This is a genomic window from Armatimonadota bacterium, from assembly GCA_016869025.1.
In the GTDB taxonomy this organism is placed as follows: Bacteria; Sysuimicrobiota; Sysuimicrobiia; order Sysuimicrobiales; family Humicultoraceae; genus VGFA01.
In genome coordinates this window covers 38,248-55,385 of the sequence record VGFA01000017.1, presented here as the reverse complement: position 1 = coordinate 55,385, position 17,138 = coordinate 38,248, and the positions used below count along the sequence as shown (strand labels likewise).

General features: G+C 68.3%; 16 protein-coding genes. 2 read left to right on the top strand and 14 right to left on the bottom strand.

Annotation, left to right across the window (positions count from 1 at the left end):
- The 12 genes from FJX73_09540 to FJX73_09485 all read right to left on the bottom strand — a co-directional run.
- On the bottom strand, positions 1-413 hold a 413-nt coding region (locus tag FJX73_09540; protein ID MBM3471017.1), incomplete at its 3' end, for a DUF1730 domain-containing protein.
- Positions 414-450: 37 nt separating this feature from the next.
- Positions 451-1,611, bottom strand: a complete 1,161-nt coding sequence (locus FJX73_09535) for an MFS transporter (GenBank protein ID MBM3471016.1) — start codon at positions 1,609-1,611, stop codon at positions 451-453.
- 38 nt (positions 1,612-1,649) lie between these two features.
- Entirely contained in the window at positions 1,650-2,657 is a 1,008-nt protein-coding gene (locus FJX73_09530) for a hypothetical protein (protein ID MBM3471015.1), read from the bottom strand.
- Positions 2,654-3,325, bottom strand: coding sequence for a hypothetical protein (locus tag FJX73_09525; GenBank protein MBM3471014.1), 672 nt, complete (start codon positions 3,323-3,325; stop codon positions 2,654-2,656). Before FJX73_09525 ends, FJX73_09530 begins: the two co-directional genes overlap by 4 nt.
- Positions 3,322-4,686 carry an FAD-dependent oxidoreductase gene (locus FJX73_09520; protein ID MBM3471013.1) on the bottom strand — a complete coding sequence of 455 codons (1,365 nt, stop codon included), beginning with the start codon at positions 4,684-4,686 and terminating at the stop codon, positions 3,322-3,324. The genes FJX73_09525 and FJX73_09520 overlap by 4 nt, the downstream gene beginning before the upstream one ends.
- 27 nt (positions 4,687-4,713) lie before the next feature.
- The gene (locus FJX73_09515) at positions 4,714-6,222 is read right to left on the bottom strand and encodes a DUF4127 family protein (protein MBM3471012.1); all 1,509 of its coding nucleotides are present in this window, start codon (positions 6,220-6,222) and stop codon (positions 4,714-4,716) included.
- Complete coding sequence (locus FJX73_09510; protein MBM3471011.1) at positions 6,219-7,025, bottom strand: carbohydrate ABC transporter permease; 807 nt, start codon at positions 7,023-7,025, stop codon at positions 6,219-6,221. Before FJX73_09510 ends, FJX73_09515 begins: the two co-directional genes overlap by 4 nt.
- Positions 7,018-7,965 carry a sugar ABC transporter permease gene (locus tag FJX73_09505; protein MBM3471010.1) on the bottom strand — a complete coding sequence of 316 codons (948 nt, stop codon included), beginning with the start codon at positions 7,963-7,965 and terminating at the stop codon, positions 7,018-7,020. Before FJX73_09505 ends, FJX73_09510 begins: the two co-directional genes overlap by 8 nt.
- Positions 7,910-8,923, bottom strand: a complete 1,014-nt coding sequence (locus FJX73_09500) for an esterase (protein MBM3471009.1) — start codon at positions 8,921-8,923, stop codon at positions 7,910-7,912. The genes FJX73_09505 and FJX73_09500 overlap by 56 nt, the downstream gene beginning before the upstream one ends.
- Positions 8,924-8,935: 12 nt before the next feature.
- On the bottom strand, positions 8,936-11,164 hold the full coding sequence (locus FJX73_09495) for a hypothetical protein (GenBank protein ID MBM3471008.1): 2,229 nt from the start codon (positions 11,162-11,164) through the stop codon (positions 8,936-8,938).
- On the bottom strand, positions 11,151-12,500 hold the full coding sequence (locus FJX73_09490) for a sugar ABC transporter substrate-binding protein (GenBank protein ID MBM3471007.1): 1,350 nt from the start codon (positions 12,498-12,500) through the stop codon (positions 11,151-11,153). The genes FJX73_09495 and FJX73_09490 overlap by 14 nt, the downstream gene beginning before the upstream one ends.
- On the bottom strand, positions 12,475-13,449 hold the full coding sequence (locus tag FJX73_09485; protein ID MBM3471006.1) for an ExsB family protein: 975 nt from the start codon (positions 13,447-13,449) through the stop codon (positions 12,475-12,477). The genes FJX73_09490 and FJX73_09485 overlap by 26 nt, the downstream gene beginning before the upstream one ends.
- 107 nt (positions 13,450-13,556) lie before the next feature.
- Between FJX73_09485 and FJX73_09480 the strand changes: the two genes are divergently transcribed.
- Together FJX73_09480 and FJX73_09475 are read left to right on the top strand one after the other, a co-directional pair.
- Positions 13,557-13,910, top strand: a complete 354-nt coding sequence (locus tag FJX73_09480; GenBank protein MBM3471005.1) for a DUF4870 domain-containing protein — start codon at positions 13,557-13,559, stop codon at positions 13,908-13,910.
- Between the two features lies 1 nt (position 13,911).
- The gene (locus tag FJX73_09475) at positions 13,912-14,961 is read left to right on the top strand and encodes a D-2-hydroxyacid dehydrogenase (GenBank protein ID MBM3471004.1); all 1,050 of its coding nucleotides are present in this window, start codon (positions 13,912-13,914) and stop codon (positions 14,959-14,961) included.
- 42 nt (positions 14,962-15,003) lie between these two features.
- Here FJX73_09475 and FJX73_09470 read toward each other — a convergent pair whose 3' ends face one another.
- Entirely contained in the window at positions 15,004-15,231 is a 228-nt protein-coding gene (locus tag FJX73_09470) for a MoaD/ThiS family protein (GenBank protein ID MBM3471003.1), read from the bottom strand.
- Positions 15,232-15,260: 29 nt separating this feature from the next.
- Positions 15,261-17,102, bottom strand: a complete 1,842-nt coding sequence (locus FJX73_09465) for an aldehyde ferredoxin oxidoreductase family protein (protein MBM3471002.1) — start codon at positions 17,100-17,102, stop codon at positions 15,261-15,263.
- Positions 17,103-17,138 lie beyond the last annotated feature (36 nt).

Sequence of the window (17,138 nt, the reverse complement as noted above, 5' to 3'; positions counted from 1 at the left end):
CGCGCCAGGTTCGCGCCTTGGTCCTTGAGGAATCCGGAAAGTGGCCGGAGCCGCGCCTTCATCACCAGATGGTAGTCATCACCCTGGGCGAAGCGCGCGATGCGCCCCCGCAAACCGCCGTCACGCGCTAGGTAGCCGTCGGACGGCAGATCGCCGTCGGGCGACCGATCGCCAGAAGGCGGCGCACCCGGCCCGACCGTGTAGTGGTTCATCGCGACCGCAACGATAGAGCGGGCGCCCTCGAATACGCGCCCGGGATCGCCGGCGCCCCCGCGCCGGCCGGCACTCCTGCCCCGGCCGCCACGCTCCACCCATCCGGGGAGCAGATCACTCGGGCCGGCAGCCGCGGTGATGCCGATCAGGTCGAAACCCAGCTCGCGGCCGTGGGACTTGATCCGCTCTTCCAGCGTCATGCTTGCAGGGTCATGGTTCCAGGGTCACGCTTCTGCGTCACGCAGAACCGGCCGGGCTTCCTGCGACGGTGCGGTACCGCCACCATACAAGCGCCCCGGCGATCGCGACCGACATGCCCACCGAGACCAGCAGCGGCAGCGCCGGGTCGAGGCGGTAGGCGTACCCTCCGGCAAACGATCCCACGGCTCCGAGGATGGCCATCAGGATCCCTGCCAGCGCAAAGGCCCGCCCGAGCACGGCCGGAGGGGCCTTCGAAGCAACCAGCGCGTGACCCAGTGTGTTCAGGGGCGACCGGCACCGGATCATGGCCGCGACCGGCAGGAGAGCCGCGGGCCCGTACACCGTGAGGAGCACGCCGAAGGCGAACACCACCAGTCCCCCGGCCAGAGTGGTGATAGGACCAATACGGTCGCCGAGCCGTCCGGCCACCGGCGTGAGCAGCACGGCGCCCAACGCTACCATTGAGCCGAGGAACCCGATCTCGGACAGCGAAAGCCCCCGCACCTCGCGCAGGAAGGGCGTCGCAAAGGGGACCGTGATTAGCACCACAAGTATTGTTCCGGAGAAGATCCACATCACGGGCATCAGGCCGCGCATCTGATCCCATGACAGTCTGCGGGACACCCCGTGTGCAGGCGCGTTGCCCTCATCCCACCGGATCCGCAGGATCAGCATTGCCGAGATAACGTAGAATGCCGCCGCGATGACCAGCGTGGCGCGGATGCCCAGGCGGTCCGCGATCATCCCTCCGACCGTGGGCGAGATCAGGAAACCCAGCGAGGTGATCGTTCCCATGGCGCCGAACGTCGAGGCCAGCTCAGAGGCAGGCACACGCCGTGCCACGAACGCGTTCAACGCGGGCACGCCAAAGTAGGTGACCTCGTAGAGCAGCAGCCCAGGCACGAGCCACGCGTAGGTCGGTGCCGCGGCGAGCAGCAGCGGCACCGGGACGGCGGCCAGCCAGGAGGTGACGATCGCAGCGCGGCTGCTCCACCGGTCCACCACAACCCAGCCGATCAGGAAGCCGCCGGCCAGCGCCAGGTGGCGCACCGTGAACAGCGTCCCGAGCTGCACGGCAGACGCGCCCAGCTGCCGCGCGTAGATCGGCACGAGCTGTTCGTAGAGCCCGATTCCGAACATCCAGAAGAAGAGTGATGTGAAGAGCAGCCGCAGCGTACGATCGGTGCGCAGGGCCATATCGCCCCCACTATAGCACGGCGCGCACCCGGGGATCCTTACAGCACGGTGCGCACCTGCAGACCCTTCGCCGCGATCCAGGCAGGCAGCACCGCGAATCCGGCGGCGCGCAGCGCGCGCCGGCACGACGGCCCCGCCCCCTCGCGCGTCAGTATCAGGACCGACCCGCCTCCTCCTGCGCCGCACGCTTTGCCTCCGACCGCGCCGGCCCGCCTGGCGACCGCGAGTGCCTCTTCGATCTGTGGCGTGGACACACCAGGCCCCAACTCGCGCCGGTGCTTCCACTCCAGCGCTACAAGCGCGCCGGCCGCGTCGAGGTCGCGGGCGCGCAGCGCGTCGCGCATGGCGCGCGCCACCTGCGCAATCGCGCGGAGGTGTCGAACCGTCTCGGGGGTCCCCTCCAGATACGCGCGCACGACCCCCCAGTTGGTGGGGCCGGAGCGGTGCGGCAGGCCTGTGTACGCGATAACCAGCCGGTCCTGCAGCGCGCGGTGCGCTGCCGCACTCCGCAGTAGCGGCTCGACGTGGTCCCCGTCGGCGCCGAACCGTATCGCGTTGACGCCGCCGTGCAGGGCCGCCAGGTAGTCCTGCCGGCCGGTCAGCGTGCGTAGCGACTGCGCCTCCAGTCGCCAGGCCGTTGCGAGAAGGTCGTCGCGGGAGCGCCTGCGCCGAGTCCACCGGTCCAGCGCCGCGAGCAACGCCAGCAGCAGCGTAGAGGATGCGCCCAGCCCGGACCCGGGCGGGGCCGCCGATTTCAGCGCGACGGCCAGCCCGTGGCGCGGCGCAGACAGGCGCAGCGCCCTGCAGGCCAGATCCAGCGGTCCGCCCGAGGGCAGGCCGTCGAGGTCGTCGGACTCGACGCGCTCGCGCAGGTCCTGCGAGACGATCACGAATCCGCGGCGGGCAGGCGCGAGGCGCACCCTAACCGGGATCTCGACCGCCGCGTTGACCGTCCAGACATCCTCCTCCATCAGGTAGAGCGGGTGGATGTCCAGCGTGCCGCCGGCCAGGTCCACGCGGGTCGGCGCCGACGCCTCGACGATCATCGGAACAGCGCGTCCATCGCGCGGCGGAACGCCTCGGTGGCCTGGCCAATGCTGCGCGCGGTTCGGCCTGTCACGACAGCACCGATCATCACCGCCCACACCTGCGGGATGGCGAAGTAGCGGCCGAGGTCCTCGGGCCGGATGCGTCGCTGGCTGGGAACTATCAGCCGCCGGCGCGTCAGCGCTCCCAGGCGGGCCAGCGCCACGAGGTCGTCGGCCACGGGATCCAGGCCGTAGCACAGCGGCGGGACCAGCGCCGCCTCCAGCCAGTCGCCGGGCAGCGCGCCCAGCGAACCCAGCAGCTCGGGCGGATAGTCGTGGGGCACCGCCGGGATCACCGGCACTCCCGCATCGTAGAGATACAGCGGCAGCCGCGTCACGTAGGCGTCGAGGAACGCGAACCGGCGCAGGCGCGGGAGTTGCTCGCGCGCGACCATGACTTCCTCGCCGGGCACCAGCCCGGTGGGCAGGCCGGCACCCAGCACCGCGGCCAGTCCCTCCTCCTCTTCGTCGAGCGACCCGAAGTGCGTGCCCGAGGCGCGGTGGTGCACGTTGACGTGGGCCTTGAGCAGGTCGGCGCCCGCATCCGCGGCCGCCCGCGCCAGCGCGCCGTCGTTGCGCGGCAGGCTGACGATCAGGAGGCCCCACCGAGAGAGCGGGTCAGTCACACGAACGCCCCCCTCTCGCGCAGGACGCGCCGCAGGGCCTGGGGGTCCACCTCACGTGGCGAGATCCCCTCCCGCGCGGCCATCGCCGCGGCGGTACCTGCCGCCTGCGCGATCGCCATCACGATCGCCGAGACACGGAACGCCGCGAACGCCTCGTGCGTCGCGGAGATGCACCGGCCCGCCACCAGCCAGTTCCCTCCGCCGCGTGGCAGCAGGCATCGGTATGGAATCGTGTAGAACTCGCCCTCGGGCAGGCGCCGCACCACGAGGCGATCCGACGTCGGGTCGTGAATGTCCACCGGATACGCCCCGCAGGCGATCGCGTCGTCGAACTTGCGCGCGGAGAGAATGTCCTCCGCGGTCAGGATGTAGTCGCCGGTGATGCGCCGCGTCTCGCGCACGCCGATCTGCGCCGGCGTCTCGAGCAGGTACGCGCCGGCGAACCCGGGGATCCTGCGCCGCAGGAGCTCCGCGACCGCGTATGCCTGACGCCGCCCTTCGACCTCGGCGCGCGAGAGATCCCCGCCAGAGGTCCCGAGCCGGTCGAGCACGCGCGTCGTGTTGACGATTGCCTCGGTGGGACGCACACCCTCGAACACGAGCAGCCGGTCGCGTGGGACCGCCCACTCCCCGCTCTCGCGGGCGTGCCGCACCTCGGCGCCGAAGCCCGCGAAGCCTCGACAGGGCAATCCCTTCAGCCACCCGATGTCAATGCGGTCGTGGACTCCCTGGCCGTGCTGTATCTCGTCCGGATGGCGTTCCAGGTGCTCCATCACGGCCGACCAGTCCACCCCACCGAGCCGGAATACCAGCGTCATCGGCTGCGTGCGGCCGTCTGCTGCGCGCCCGATCTCAGAAGAGGCCCCGGCGGCCACCGAGAGGTCGCCGTCACCCGAGGCGTCCACGTAGACCGGCGCGCGCAGCTCCTTGATGCCGTCCTTCTGCCAGACCCGCGCGGCGCGCACTACGCCACCGGCGGCCCGGGCGTCGAGGAACACGGTGTGTAGCCACAACTCGACGCCGGCCTCCGTGGCCATCTCCAGCAGCACGCGCTTGAGCCCTTCGTGATCGAACGGCGTCACGGTGTGGCAGAAGTCAATCGGATCAGGCACGTGGCCCGGCGATGCGCCGATCGCCCGCAGGCGCGCCACGACCTCCTCGGGGATACCGGCGACCACCTGACGCCCGCCCGCATGGAATCCCATCATCGGCGCGACCATCGCCGCGGTCAGGGAGCCGCCCAGGAAGCCGTATCGCTCGACAAGGGCGACGCGCGCGCCTTCGCGCGCCGCGGCCACGGCCGCCACCGTGCCCGCGGGCCCGCCGCCTATCACCGCAACATCAAATGCCTCGCGCCTCATAGGTCAGGTTCCCTCGCGCCTCGCCGGTTAGATGCCCTGCGCCTCATCCGGCAGCTTCACCTCTACCTCGAACAGCCGATCCCAGGGGAACGCGATCCCCTCGAGCACGAAGGGGCCCAGGGCGCGGACCACCGGCGGCAGTATCTCCTCCCGCATCCGCTGAAGCGCCGCCTCCTGCACCGCAGCCGCGTGCGGGCCCAGGGCGGAGGAGTCCGCGCCCAACCTAGGGACCACCTCGCGCGCAAGGTAAGGGCGCACGATCGCCTGATATCCCCAGTCGTCCAGGAGCCGCCGGACCAGGTATCGCCTCCTTATCTGTCGCAGGCGCGCCTCGCTGAGCTGCCCCCGGGCGTGATGGAACAGCACGGTCTGCGCGATTGCGGTGCCCAGACTGTTGCTGCAGGTATTCCAACCGGCGTAGCCGGCCAGGCCGGCCAGGTCCTCGCGCGCCAGGAGCGAGCGTACCAGCGTCTCGTCTGCGCCGTTGGCGAAGCGCACGTCGGCGCAGCCGCAGACGATGCCGCGCGCCGATGCCTCGGCCAGCGCTGCGGTCACCGTGCGGACCGGCGCCGGAGGTGCACCCCGCTGGTCAACCGCCTCTCGCTGCTGCGCGCCCGAGAAGTTGTGCACCCACAGCAGCACCTCGGGCTCGTTGTCAACAACCGCGCAGCCGGATGCGGTAAGGTGCTCAGCGACTGTCTCCTCCAGCGGCGCGGGTTCGTAACGCGGCACGCTGCGCCGTGCCTCGGGAAAAGTGTACCGGACGCAGACGCGGGGAGCGCGGCCGGCCGCGTCGTTGGCGAGGCGGGCCAGCAACCGGGCGCCGAGCTCGTCGGCGCCGATCGAGACATAGGCGCGGCCCCCGCCCATGCGCCAGCAGAACCGGCGCAGCACCGCCAGGTCGGCGCGGGCAAGACCGTGCGGCTCGGCGTCGTCCTGCCCGATCAGAAGCGCCCTGAGCCCGCCCTGCGCGGCAAGGAGCAGCAGTTCCAGGTTCACCAGGAGATGGCGGCGGCGCCGGCGCAGCAGGTCGTCCACCACGGCGGTCGGAACGCTTTCCAGCGCTTCCATTGCCCGGCGGAACCTGATCTCGTTGCCGGTCAGCTCGCCGGCGTCCAGGCAGGTCGAGTACGTCCGCAGCAGATCGCCGTACGGTCCCCAGTACGAGGGCTCCTCGCTGGAGCCTTCAGAGGGAATCCGGGGTGTAATCGCGCTGAGGTACGTCGGTACGCGGGCCGCCAGCCGCGCCAGCCGATCCAGCCGGCGCCAGAGTGCCTCCATAGGGTCGGCGCTCAGGCGAGAGGCCACCAGGCCGCCGTGGAGGAGGACCTCGGCCGAGGCAATCATCGCGTCGGCTGTAACCGCCTCGCGCTCCACCCACCGGAACAGCGCGTCCAGGTCGGCCGGCCTGCGACGGTGGCCGAGCAGGTCCCGGGGCGGCGTGGCCCATCCCGCGCCCAGCAGCGGCAGTAGGTCCAGCACCGTCTCCCGCGTGGCGGGCCGGTCGTCGAGCGGCACGAACAGGAGGCGTTTCACCGAATCGCCCCGACGGTCAGGCCGCGCATGAAGAAACGCTGCGTGAACAGGAAGACGGCGATAATGGGCACGGTCATCATCACCGCGCCGGCCGCGACCGCGCGGGTGTTGTGCGCGAACAGGCCCGAGAGGTAGAGCAGCCCGACCGCCAGCGGGTACTTATCAGGGGTCTTGAGCACGATCAGCGGCCACAGGAAGGAGTTCCACACCGCCACGAACTCGAAGAGCGCCAGCACCCCCAGCGCCGGCGAGATCACCGGCAGCATGACCCGCCACCAGATCGTCCATTCAGAGGCGCCGTCCATGCGCGCGGCATCTTCCATCTCCCGGGGCACGGTCAGGAACGCCTGCCGCAGGAGGAAGATCCCAAACACGCTGACCGCTCCGGGCAGCAGCACGCCCGGGTAGGTGTCAATCAGGCGCAGCCGCAGCAGCGTTACGAAGTTGACTATCAGGCCCACGTGCCCGGGCAGCATCAGCGTGGAGAGCAGCAGCGCGAACACCACCCGCCGGCCCGGAAACTCCATGCGGGCCAGGGGGTACGCTGCCAGCGAGCACAGCACCAGGTTGAGCGCCACCGCGGCGCCAGCCAGCACGATCGTGTTGAGGAAGAACCGCGGGAGCGGCATCGTCTGCCAGACGGTGATGAAGTTGCCTAGAGACGCGGGCCAGGGCAGCAGTTGTGGGGGAAACCCGAAGACGCCTCCGGTTGTGCGTAGTGCTATCGAGAGCAACCAGAGCAGCGGGAAGGTTGTGAACAGCGCCAGGGCTCCTAGCCCGGCATACCGCGCCACGTTAGTAATAGCTCCACCCTCCCTGCCTGAACACCAGGAAGTTGGCCGCCGAGAGCGCCATCACCAGGACGGCCAGCACCACTGCCAGGGCCGCGGCGTATCCGAGGTCGAGCTGCTGGAAGCCCTTGTCAAAGATGTAGAAGAACATCGTGTAGGTTCGGAACATCGGGCCTCCGCCGGTCATGACGTAGACCTCCTCGAAGACCTTCAGCGCGGCGATCGCCGAGATCGTGGACGCCAGCAGGATCGAGGGGCGTAGCAGCGGGAGCGTCACCCAGCGGAACACCTGCCACCGCGAGGCGCCATCGGTAATCGCGGCCTCCTCGTACTCGGGTGATATCGCCTGCAATCCGGCCAGGTAGATCACCATGTAGTAGCCCAGACCCTTCCAGAGCGTCACGAACATCACCGCGAAGAGCGCCAGGTCGGGGTGTCCCAACCAGGCGATCGGCCGGTCGAGCAGCCCGGCCGTCCGAAGCGCGTAGTTCACCACCCCATCCTGCTCCAGCAGCCACCGCCACATAAGGCCAACCACGACCATCGAGGTAACCACCGGCAGGTAGTAGGCGGCGCGGAACCACCGGATGCCCCGCAGGGGCACGTTGACCGCTACCGCCAGCCCGATCGAGAGCGCCTGCAGCACCGGCACCACCAGGAGGAACTTCGTCGAGTTGGCGAGGGCGATCCAGAGGAAGCGATCCTCCCACAACTGCCGGAAGTGCTCCAGTCCCACGAAGCGCGGCGGGGAGATCACATCGTAATCGAACAGGCTGAGCGCGGTCCCAAACGCCACGGGATAGAATGTGAAGGTGCCCAACAGAAGCAGCGCCGGGCCTAGAAACAGGTAGGCGGTGATGGTCGCCCGCCACCGCCGGCGGCTGAGCCCGAAGAGGTTAGCCGCCATGCGGGCCGGCCAGCGCCTCGCAGAGCCGCCGGAGGGACTCGACATACCGGTAGTTGATGCCCGTGTGATCGTCGTCGAACTCCTGATGCTCGTGCCGGACGCCCAGCGCCTCGAGCCGGCTGTGGAACAGGCGCGCGCCCAGGTGCAGGTTGAACTGGTCGCGGGAACCGCACTCGAAGTAGAGCAGCCGGAGCGACCGCAGGGCCTCGGCATGCCCCCCTGCCATCCGGACCGGATCCCAGGCGAGCCACCGGGCCCAAGTGCCCTCGTCCATCTCGCCGGTGTACGGGTCGAACGGCAGATCGAAGTACCACGGCGGCCGCGAGGGGTTCGGCGAGTAGGCCATCGCCATCGCCGCGATGTTCACCGCGGTGATCGCGTCGTTGGTCTTCTTCGGCATCTCGAGAAACGCCCGCAGAAAAGGCTCGACCCCGCCGTACTTGGCCACGATGTTGCAGAACTTCCAGAAGTCGCTCTGGTAGCAGACCTCGAAGTACATGTCCCCGCTGTGGGACGCGGCCGCGCCGAAGACATCGGGATGGCGCATCGCCAGCACGAGCGCACCGTAGCCTCCGCTGGACTTCCCAACGATGCCGCGGTGGGCCGGCGACGCCAGGGTACGGAAACGGCGATCGGTGTGGGCGACCAGCTCCGAAACAGTGAAATCCTCGTAGCGACCCGTGGCCTCGGAGTTGAGATACTGGCTGCCGCCGAACCGCGTGAACCCGTCCGCCATGACCAGAATCGCCGGAGGCGCGCCCGCGGCGATCACGCGGTCCATGCACTCGGGGAGCGACGACACCCACGGCCCGGCATTGGTCGCCGAGAGACCGATCCCGGTGAAACCGTGCAGCCAGTAGATCACCGGATACGGCGCGGTCGCTCCATCGTAGCCGGGCGGCAGGTAGACCGGGATTTCCCGGATGTTGGGATCGCCCAGGGGATTGCCGAGCAGCGCCCGGCTTTCCACCTGCTCGATTGTGACGCGGCCGTTCAGGGCCATGGTGGTTCCTCCCTACCTGACCGCCACCCCGCGGGCGTGGTCGAGTGCCGTGATGGCGAATACGGCAGGCGCGGTCGCGGCGCCGGCGGCCTGCAGGTCAACGGCCACGATCGGGCGCCCTGCGTCGGGATTGGTCCAGCAGAACAGCGAGATCCGCACGTCCACCCCTGACCGGGTGCGGCCGGCCCAGCCGATCTCGTGTTCGAACGAGATGGGTTCATCCAGCCATGTCCCGATGTTCACCCGGTACCGGATCGGGATCTCCGCGGCGCCGCCGTCGCCGAACCGCACGCGGTAGGTAGCCACCGTCTCGCCGAAGCGCGAGCCAGGGTAGGGAAGAGCGTGCAGAAAGCACAGCGCGCCCGCGGCAAACCCGGCGCCGACCATGACGCGTTCGGGCATCGCTAGAGCGGGCTCGCGGGCCCCGCGTAGCATCACGATGCTGCGGCCGCCACGCTCTGCGGGATCCAGCACGTTGAACAGCACGCCGGCGAAGCGCGCCTGCCCCACCGGGAGATTCCGGAGATCGTAGTCCGGTCCCTTCCCCAGCCATCCGGCGCCGCCGTCGTCTGGGCCGCCGTCAATGTGGCTGCGGTTGGCGACGGAGCGGATGTCGAGCGCCCGGCCTGGGATGGTCTGCGGCTCATCGCGCGGCGCGCGCCAGTCCTCTCGGAACCGCGCGGCGGCCTCCACCGCATCCAGGGACGGCGATGGGCTCGGCCGGTCGGTCGTCCAGAAATGGTCCGCTGCCGGCAGGTAGCTATAGATCTGCTGGTAGGACGAGACAAGCGCGCCCCGGTTGCCGAAGTACCCGGTCCAGGTGGTCCGGACCATGCCGGATGCCGTGGCGCGCCTGGCGTCGCGTGACAGTGAGGCGATGTTGTCGTAGCGGTCCCAGGTCGCGGCCAGCACCGGGAATCCCCATGCGCGGAAGTGGTCCAGACTCGGGTAGCGCGCCGCGGCGTGATACTGCCAGTCCACCATGACGATGTCGCGCGGCAGCCGCGCCATCTCAGGGGCGAACTCGTGGGTAAGCAGCACGTCGCCCCACATCATCGTGCCGACGCCCCGGGCCTTCAGGTGATCGTACAGGCGCAGGGTATCGCGCACAAACAGCTCGCCGAACCCCAGGCGCCGGCCCTCCTCCGACCATGGGAACGGCACCACGTTGCGGACCTCGTCGTGCCCGATGTGCAGGAAGCGCGGCCGGAACAGCGCGATCGCTTCGTCCAGCACCGGCAGCACCACCTCGTAGACCCGCGGGTTGAGCGGGTCGTAGACGAATCGCGCAGGTACCAGTTCCGGCGGCATCTCCATCAGGTCGAGGTTCTGATCATTGTGGAACAGCCACCCGACATGCCCGAGCGTCTGAATGAGCGGGATCGGTTCGATCAGGTGCTCGCGCGCCGCGGCGATCACCGCGGCCGCCTGGGCCTTGGTGGCGCCTCCGGTATGCCAGATGTTGGGCGCGCTCTCCCACCGGACATACTGGGATTCCGCAATCAGCACGTTGAACTTGTAGCGGCTGAAGATGCGGTCTATCAATGCGGTGTGGAAGACGTCCGAGTGGCTGTCCAGCACCACGTGCACCGCGCGGATGGGATGATCGGGCCAATCGCGGACCTCGGCCCCGCGGATGATCAGGCGGCCTGGGTTGCGTGGGTCCCGTTCGACCAGCTGGCGCAGGGTCTGGACGGCATAGAAGGTGCCGCGGCGGTCGGCGCCGCTGGCGACGACCCCACCCGGCCCCACGCGCAGCGCGTAGCCCTCAGGCCCGGGGTCCCGCAAATCCACGCTGATCCGGTGCTCCGCGAGCGCCGCATCTACCAGGGGATTGAGCGAGGGCTCACCGAGGAGGATGGCGCCGCCGGAGCCCCACCCGCCGGAGCCCCGCACGATCGCCAGCGGCGGCGCGCCCCATGCCGCGATCTCCTCGTTCAGTTCCCGCGCGGCGTACAGATCCTCTGGGCCCGCGGCATCGCCGACAACGATCCGGGTCGCCGGGGTGATCTCAAAGGGCGCGTCCAACCACCGCAGCGACTTCGGGAGCGGGATTATTCGGGCGTCGCGGGGCGGCGTGATGTAGGCGTCGGGCCACGCGCCGGCCGCCCAGGGCTGCGAGGGCGCGGGCTGGGCCGCGATGATAATCCCAAGGGCCGCGGCAAGCAGCCCCGGAAGGGCTCGCCTCCGACGGTTCGGCCAACGGCTCAGCCGGAGGGTCGCACCTTCAGAGCCGCGCATTCCACTGCCTGACCGCCCAGTCGAGCGCGTCCTTCGGCGTCCGCTTGCCGTAGAACGCGCTCTCCACGGCCTCCCGGAAGACGCGGAAGAGGTCACCGGCGTTGGGAACGATCACGCTTAGGTCGCGCGCGTAGGGCAGGTCGGCTGCGGCCACCTTGCGGGCGACGTCCTCGGGTCCGGCGCCGCCCCGGCGGAAGAACGGATCCGCCGCTGCCCGCCGGGTCGAAGGGAAGACGACAACCTGCCGGCTGAACTCGAGCTGGTTCTCGTCGTTGGTAACGAAAAGAGCGAAGTCCACGGCAGATGCGGCGTTGCGGCTCGACCTGGGCACCGCCATGGTCATGGTGGCCAGGTGCAGGGTGTTGCCCTTTCCCCTGGGGTAGGCCGCCACGAACGTCTGCGCGTATACCTCGGGATTGTCGCTCTTCACCCTGAGCAGGAACTGTGGGCCGGTGATCAGCATCCCCAGCTGCCCGGCGCTGTACCGCTCGGTGGCGCCCAGGTATCCACGGCGCAACGTATCCTCGGGGAAGTAGTCATCCTTGAGGAGGTCCACGTAGCGGGCCAGGTAGCGCACGTGCTCGGACGAGTTGAACACGGCCCGCTTCCCGTCGGCGCTCAGGATCGGCAGGCCGTTCTCCTGGAACCGGTGCAGCAGGCGTACACCGTCCAGGTTGGGCATGAAACCGTAGACCTTTGCGCGGTCCTTGATGGTGCGCGCGTGCTGGATCATCTCCTCCTCGGTCTGCGGCGGTTCCGAGGGGTTGAGGCCGGCACGCCGGTAGATGGCCGTGTTGTACGCGATCACGTTGGGCACGACGTACCACGGCAGCGCGTAGGTCCGGCCGCGCACCGCTCCGGAGCGCCAGAGGCCCTCAAAGTAGCGGGCACGGACCTGGGCAGGGACGGCCTCGTCCATGTCCACCAGCGCGTTGCGCTCGGCCAGCCGGGCGGTGGTCTCGGTATTGAGGTTGACGACGTCCGGCGGCACGCCTCCGGCCAACGCGGCCAGCAGCTTCTGCTCGACCGCCGCGAACTGCACGTCCACCCAGCGGACCCGCACCCCGGGGTTCGCCCGCTCGTAGGAGGCGATGAGTCCGTTGACGTAGTCGTTGAAGAACGGCTGGAGCGAGATCGTCCAGAACTCGAGCGTAACAGAGGGCCCGCCGCGGACCTGGGCGGGGAACAGCGCCAGGGCCAGCGCGCATACGAGTGCGAGAACCAACACGAGAAGCCGCCGGATCATCGCCACGCTGGTTCGGGCGCCCACGATGCGAATCCTGCCGGAGGCGCGTTCCCGGCGCCCCGAATCAGAGCGGGACCGCGTCGAGGACATGGAACGTGTGGAGCCGTCCGTCCGGGCTGGGCCTCCACTCCGCCTCTATCGGATGGGCGAAGTCGGGCGCCAGACGTCCGTGCTCCACCCAGTAGCGACCCGCCGCGTCCCCTGCCAGAGCAGGACCGGCCTTCACCACGAGCCGCACCGGCCCCTCGACGAACCGCACCTCGTCGAGGCCTGCCAGATTGCCCAGCGCCCGAAGGACGGCGGCCCTGAGCGCGGAGGGCGGCTCGGGCCGGACGTTCACCAGACCGACGTTCCGCCGCAGGGGACCGACGATCTTGACATTGGCCAGCTCCGCGTCGAAACCCATCCCGGCCAGCACTTCCAGCAGAGCCTCGTTCGCCTCTGCTACGGCCCGTCCGTGGTAGTCGGGGTTGATCAGCGGCTTCAGCAGGTGCTTGAGCTTGCACCCCTCGCGTCCCCAGTGTTCGCCGATGCGCGGGATCTCCAGGCCCAGATCGCCGGCCATCTCCCGGATCTGGGGCTTGTCTAGGTCCAGGAGAGGCGAGTAGTAACCGTCGTGGATCCGCAGGCCCCTCTGCCCCCAGGTGTCGCTGCGGTTGGAACCGGTGAGCACCGGCCGGCCCTGTGCCGCGGCCTTGACCATGCCCAGCTTGATCTCGCGGGTGCATCGGTTGCATGCGGGGCCGCCCCGCTGGACCGCGTGCTGCCTTGCCTGGCCCAGCAGGCAGCGCTGCTGCAGGCCGAGTTGCTCCGCCATCTCCAGCACAATGGCGTTGCCGCGGCGATAGGCGTACTGGCCCATGTTGACCGTGACCAGCAGTACGTTGGCCGGGCCCAGCGCATCGCGGGCGAGCGCCGCGACAACGGACGAGTCCAGCCCGCCGCTGAACGCCACCGCAACCGGCGCGCCCGCGGCTACCTCGCGGATCTCATTGATGAGGCCCCCGGCCAGGCCGGACCCCGCCGTCGGGATGCGCATGACAGGTCCATTATAGACGGGCGTGGACTTATCGGGACGCGACGGCAGGAAACCCCCTCCGGCGCCCTGAACTCATAGGCAACCAGCAGCGACTAGGGAGGTGCTAGATGAGCACAGAGCCCGCCCCGGCGGACCAGTCGAACCGGCTGCTCGCCGCGCTCGCGTACCCGATTTGGATAATCGCCCTCGTCATAATCCTTACCGACATGAAGAAGGACCCGTTCATGAAGCGCCACGGATGGACCGCGCTGTTCTGGGGGATCGCGTGGTTCGTGCTGTACGTGGCGCTGATGATCCTGGGGAACATCCCGTTCCTGGGCTGGCTCCTGTTCCTGGTCGCCGGCCCGATCCTGTGGATCGTCTGGCTGATCCTTTCGATCTACTACGCGGTCCAGACGTACAACGGCAAGGAGTTCGCAATCCCGATCGTCAGCGACTGGGCGAAGAAGTACGCAGCATAGAGTGGGGGCTGCCGGGAGACGCGCCTCGCCCGTAGTTGTCCTAATAGCTTCCTATCTTGAGCCGCACTTCGTCGAGCGCATCCGCGGCGCCGGCGAAGTGCGGGTCATCTATGAGCCGGCCCTGCTCCCGGAGCCGCGGTACCCGTGCGATCACTTCGGGCGCCCGCTGCAGCGCACCGAGGATGACGAGCGGCAGTGGCGCGGCTACCTGGCCGAAGCCGAGGTTCTCTTCGACTTCGACTATCCCAACGCCGACGTCCTGAAGACCCTCATCCCTCGGGTGCGGTGGATTCAAGGCACCAGCACAGGAATCGGACAGCTCCTGCTGCGGACCGGCCTTCTCGATAGCCCGATTGTTTTCACGACCGCAAAAGGGATCCACGCGAAGCCGCTGGCCGATTTCGTACTCATGGCGATCCTCTGGTTCGCCAAGGACGGATTCCGAATGGTGCGCGATAAAGCGGCGCACCGGTGGTTGCGGTACTGCGGCCGCGATCTCCGGGGCGCCACGGTTGGCGTCATCGGTCTTGGAACGATCGGCCGTGAAGTCGCGAGGATGTGCCGCGGGGTTGGCATGCGGGTCATTGCCACCCGGCGGATTGTCGAGCCAGGCGACCGGGACGTGGAGGTTGACGGGCTGGTGCCGATGGCCGAACTGCCCTCGCTGCTAGGAGCGGCGGACTACGTCGTCCTGGCCACCCCTCATACCCGGCAGACCGAGGAGTTGATCGGACGGAAAGAACTCGCCGCCGTGAAGCCGGGAGCAGTGCTCATCAACGTGGCGCGGGGGGCCGTCGTGGACGAGCCGGCCATAATCGAGGCGCTGCGTGACGGCCGCCTCGGCGGGGCCGCGCTGGATGTGCTGGCGGCAGAGCCCCCGGCGGCCGATAACGCCCTGTGGGATATGCCAAACGTCCTGATCAGCCCGCACTCGGCCAGCACCGTGGAGACCGAGAATGCACGGCTCACCGACCTGTTCTGCGAGAACCTCCGGCGGTACCTGCGCGGCGAACCCCTGCTGAACGTCTTCGACCGAGAGCGGCTTTACTAGCCGCCCCGCTCCGGCCCGTACCTGCTCGCCTTCCGGCGCTGCCTATCCGCCCGAAAAGATGGGAGCGATGACGACCCGGTCGCCGTCCTCGAGTCTCTCTCCCGGGACGACGGCCTGGCCGTTGCGCGCTACGATCATCGGCCGGGACTTCTCGATCTTCAACGTTTCCAGGAGCTCATCGGTCGTCGTTCCGGGGGAGAGATCAAGGGTCTTCTCGCTGAATCCAGCGGAATAGACGAAAGACCCGATCATCTTGACCGTGACCTTCATCGCAAGGCCCTCCGGGTTGGTCCTCCGGGCTAGTCCTCCAACTTGCCGAAGGCCTCGGCCTGGCGGGCTTCGTCCTCTAGGCCCAGGGCGGCGGCCGTCTTCCTTGTGGGTATGCCTCTCTTGTCCCAGCCGCGGAGGTCGTAGTAATGGTCAAGAAGACCGTCGTACTTCTCGAGATCGAGGACCTTGCCCGCGATCGGGCCGTCGGTGTCGGCGTTGGCAGAATCGAACCAGACCATGGGCGGGTAGTCCATCTTCCGGTTCCAATCCGGCATTTCCCTAAGCCAGAAGAACTTCATGAGCGCGTAGATCCTGTCGCCGACCTTCCAGAAGTCGTCCAGGGTCCAGTGGAGGCCGGTGATGGTGTTGAAGTAGATCGGGTAGTGCTCAAGTTGCCAGCCGAGTTCGACCCATGGGAACCGGCAGGCGATTATGTACTCGAACAGTCCTCCCCGGATCCTCTGCAGTTCGATGACCTTCTGCGCCTTGTCCCGTCCGTAGGAATCGCGGACCGTCTGGTTGAGCTCAAAGGTGATGACCCAGGCTTCCTTGTGATGGGCGCCGATGGGGCTCGTTCCGAAAGAAAGCGCCATGCCGGGACAGAGTTTGCAGTTGTATGCGGAAACCTCCAGGCCCTTGACGTGCATGGCGTAGGCCTCGGAACCCCGGCCGATCTTCCGGGCCATGCGCATCGTCCCGTCGGCGAGCATGTTTCCCAGGTTCCCTTCCCTGAGGGCGGCGAGCCGAAGGAGTTCCTTGGCCCCCTCGATGTCGCCGAATCGGAAATCGCCGGCGATATCCCCCCGATCTATCGCGTCGGCGTAGAACCCGAGGACGCCTCCCGCGGAGATCGTGTCCAGGCCGTAGTCATCGCAGAGGTAGTTCAGGGATCCGACCTGGTCGAGTTCGAAGACCTCCAGGTTGCTGCCCAGCATGCCGATGTTCTCGTAGTCGAGTTCGGACTCCCGGCCCTCGCGGTCGTGGATGGTGATGCCGCAGCGCATGGGGCAGGTCGGACAGCCGTAGGTCGCCACCCGCGCGGCATTCAGCCGTTCGCCGTCGATCTTCCAGGCGTCGGAATGCCGGGTCTTCCTCATGTTCCGGACCGGAAGCGCGGCCACCTCGTTGCACCAGGCGAGAATGCCCGTCGTACTCTGGATGGACCAGCCGGATTCCTTGTCCATTTCGTGGACTGCGCGCAGGTCGGCCGTACCGAGCTTCCTCATCGCTTCGGGATCGGCCTGGGGGATGGGTTTGCTCCCCTTGACCACGATGGCCTTCAGTTTCTTCGATCCCATTACGGCGCCCATTCCAGGCCGCCCGCCGGAGCGTCCCTCGAGGCTCCGGACCGTCGCATAGAGATTGAGGTTTTCCCCTCCCTGCCCGATGTTGAGAACCCCGACTCTCTTTCCGTAACGTCCGTAGATCCAGTCGTTTGTCGCGTAAGTCCCCTTGCCCCAGACCTCGGCGGCGGACAGAAACTCTACCCGGTCGTCCTCGATGTAGAGCAGGGTCGGTTCGGCGGCAACTCCCTCGACGATGAGCATGTCGTACCCGGCCTTCCGGAGTTGTTCCGTGACCTGGGTGCCGAGGTTGCCGTCTCCGTAGCCGCCGGTCAGGGGCGACTTGGCCGCCACGACGGTTTTACCGGTGTTGGGCGCGGGGATGCCGGCGATCGGACCGAGGGCGACGATGAACTTGTTCTTAGGTCCCAGGGGATCAATTCCCGGCTCGAGTTCGTCCCAGAGAGTCTTCAAGGCGAATCCCCGGCCGCCTACCCACGTATGCGTGAACTCCTCGGAGAACGCTTCTCGTCCATACGTCCTTGTCGTCAGATCGACCCTCAGGATGTTCCCGGTCCATCCGTACATCGCGCGGCCTCCGTGGGTTGGGGTTCTTGCAGTCGC

Excerpts from the sequence above, each read along its gene's own strand:
- FJX73_09500 (MBM3471009.1), bottom strand. The coding sequence starts at position 8,923 with ATGGCCCTGAACGGCCGCGTCACAATCGAGCAGGTGGAAAGCCGGGCG.
- FJX73_09485 (MBM3471006.1), bottom strand. The coding sequence starts at position 13,449 with ATGCGCATCCCGACGGCGGGGTCCGGCCTGGCCGGGGGCCTCATCAAT.
- FJX73_09505 (MBM3471010.1), bottom strand. The coding sequence starts at position 7,965 with ATGTCGAGTCCCTCCGGCGGCTCTGCGAGGCGCTGGCCGGCCCGCATG.
- FJX73_09470 (MBM3471003.1), bottom strand. The coding sequence starts at position 15,231 with ATGAAGGTCACGGTCAAGATGATCGGGTCTTTCGTCTATTCCGCTGGA.
- FJX73_09490 (MBM3471007.1), bottom strand. The coding sequence starts at position 12,500 with ATGTCCTCGACGCGGTCCCGCTCTGATTCGGGGCGCCGGGAACGCGCC.
- FJX73_09465 (MBM3471002.1), bottom strand. The coding sequence starts at position 17,102 with ATGTACGGATGGACCGGGAACATCCTGAGGGTCGATCTGACGACAAGG.
- FJX73_09520 (MBM3471013.1), bottom strand. The coding sequence starts at position 4,686 with ATGAGGCGCGAGGCATTTGATGTTGCGGTGATAGGCGGCGGGCCCGCG.
- FJX73_09530 (MBM3471015.1), bottom strand. The coding sequence starts at position 2,657 with ATGATCGTCGAGGCGTCGGCGCCGACCCGCGTGGACCTGGCCGGCGGC.
- FJX73_09535 (MBM3471016.1), bottom strand. The coding sequence starts at position 1,611 with ATGGCCCTGCGCACCGATCGTACGCTGCGGCTGCTCTTCACATCACTC.
- FJX73_09480 (MBM3471005.1), top strand. The coding sequence starts at position 13,557 with ATGAGCACAGAGCCCGCCCCGGCGGACCAGTCGAACCGGCTGCTCGCC.
- FJX73_09495 (MBM3471008.1), bottom strand. The coding sequence starts at position 11,164 with ATGCGCGGCTCTGAAGGTGCGACCCTCCGGCTGAGCCGTTGGCCGAAC.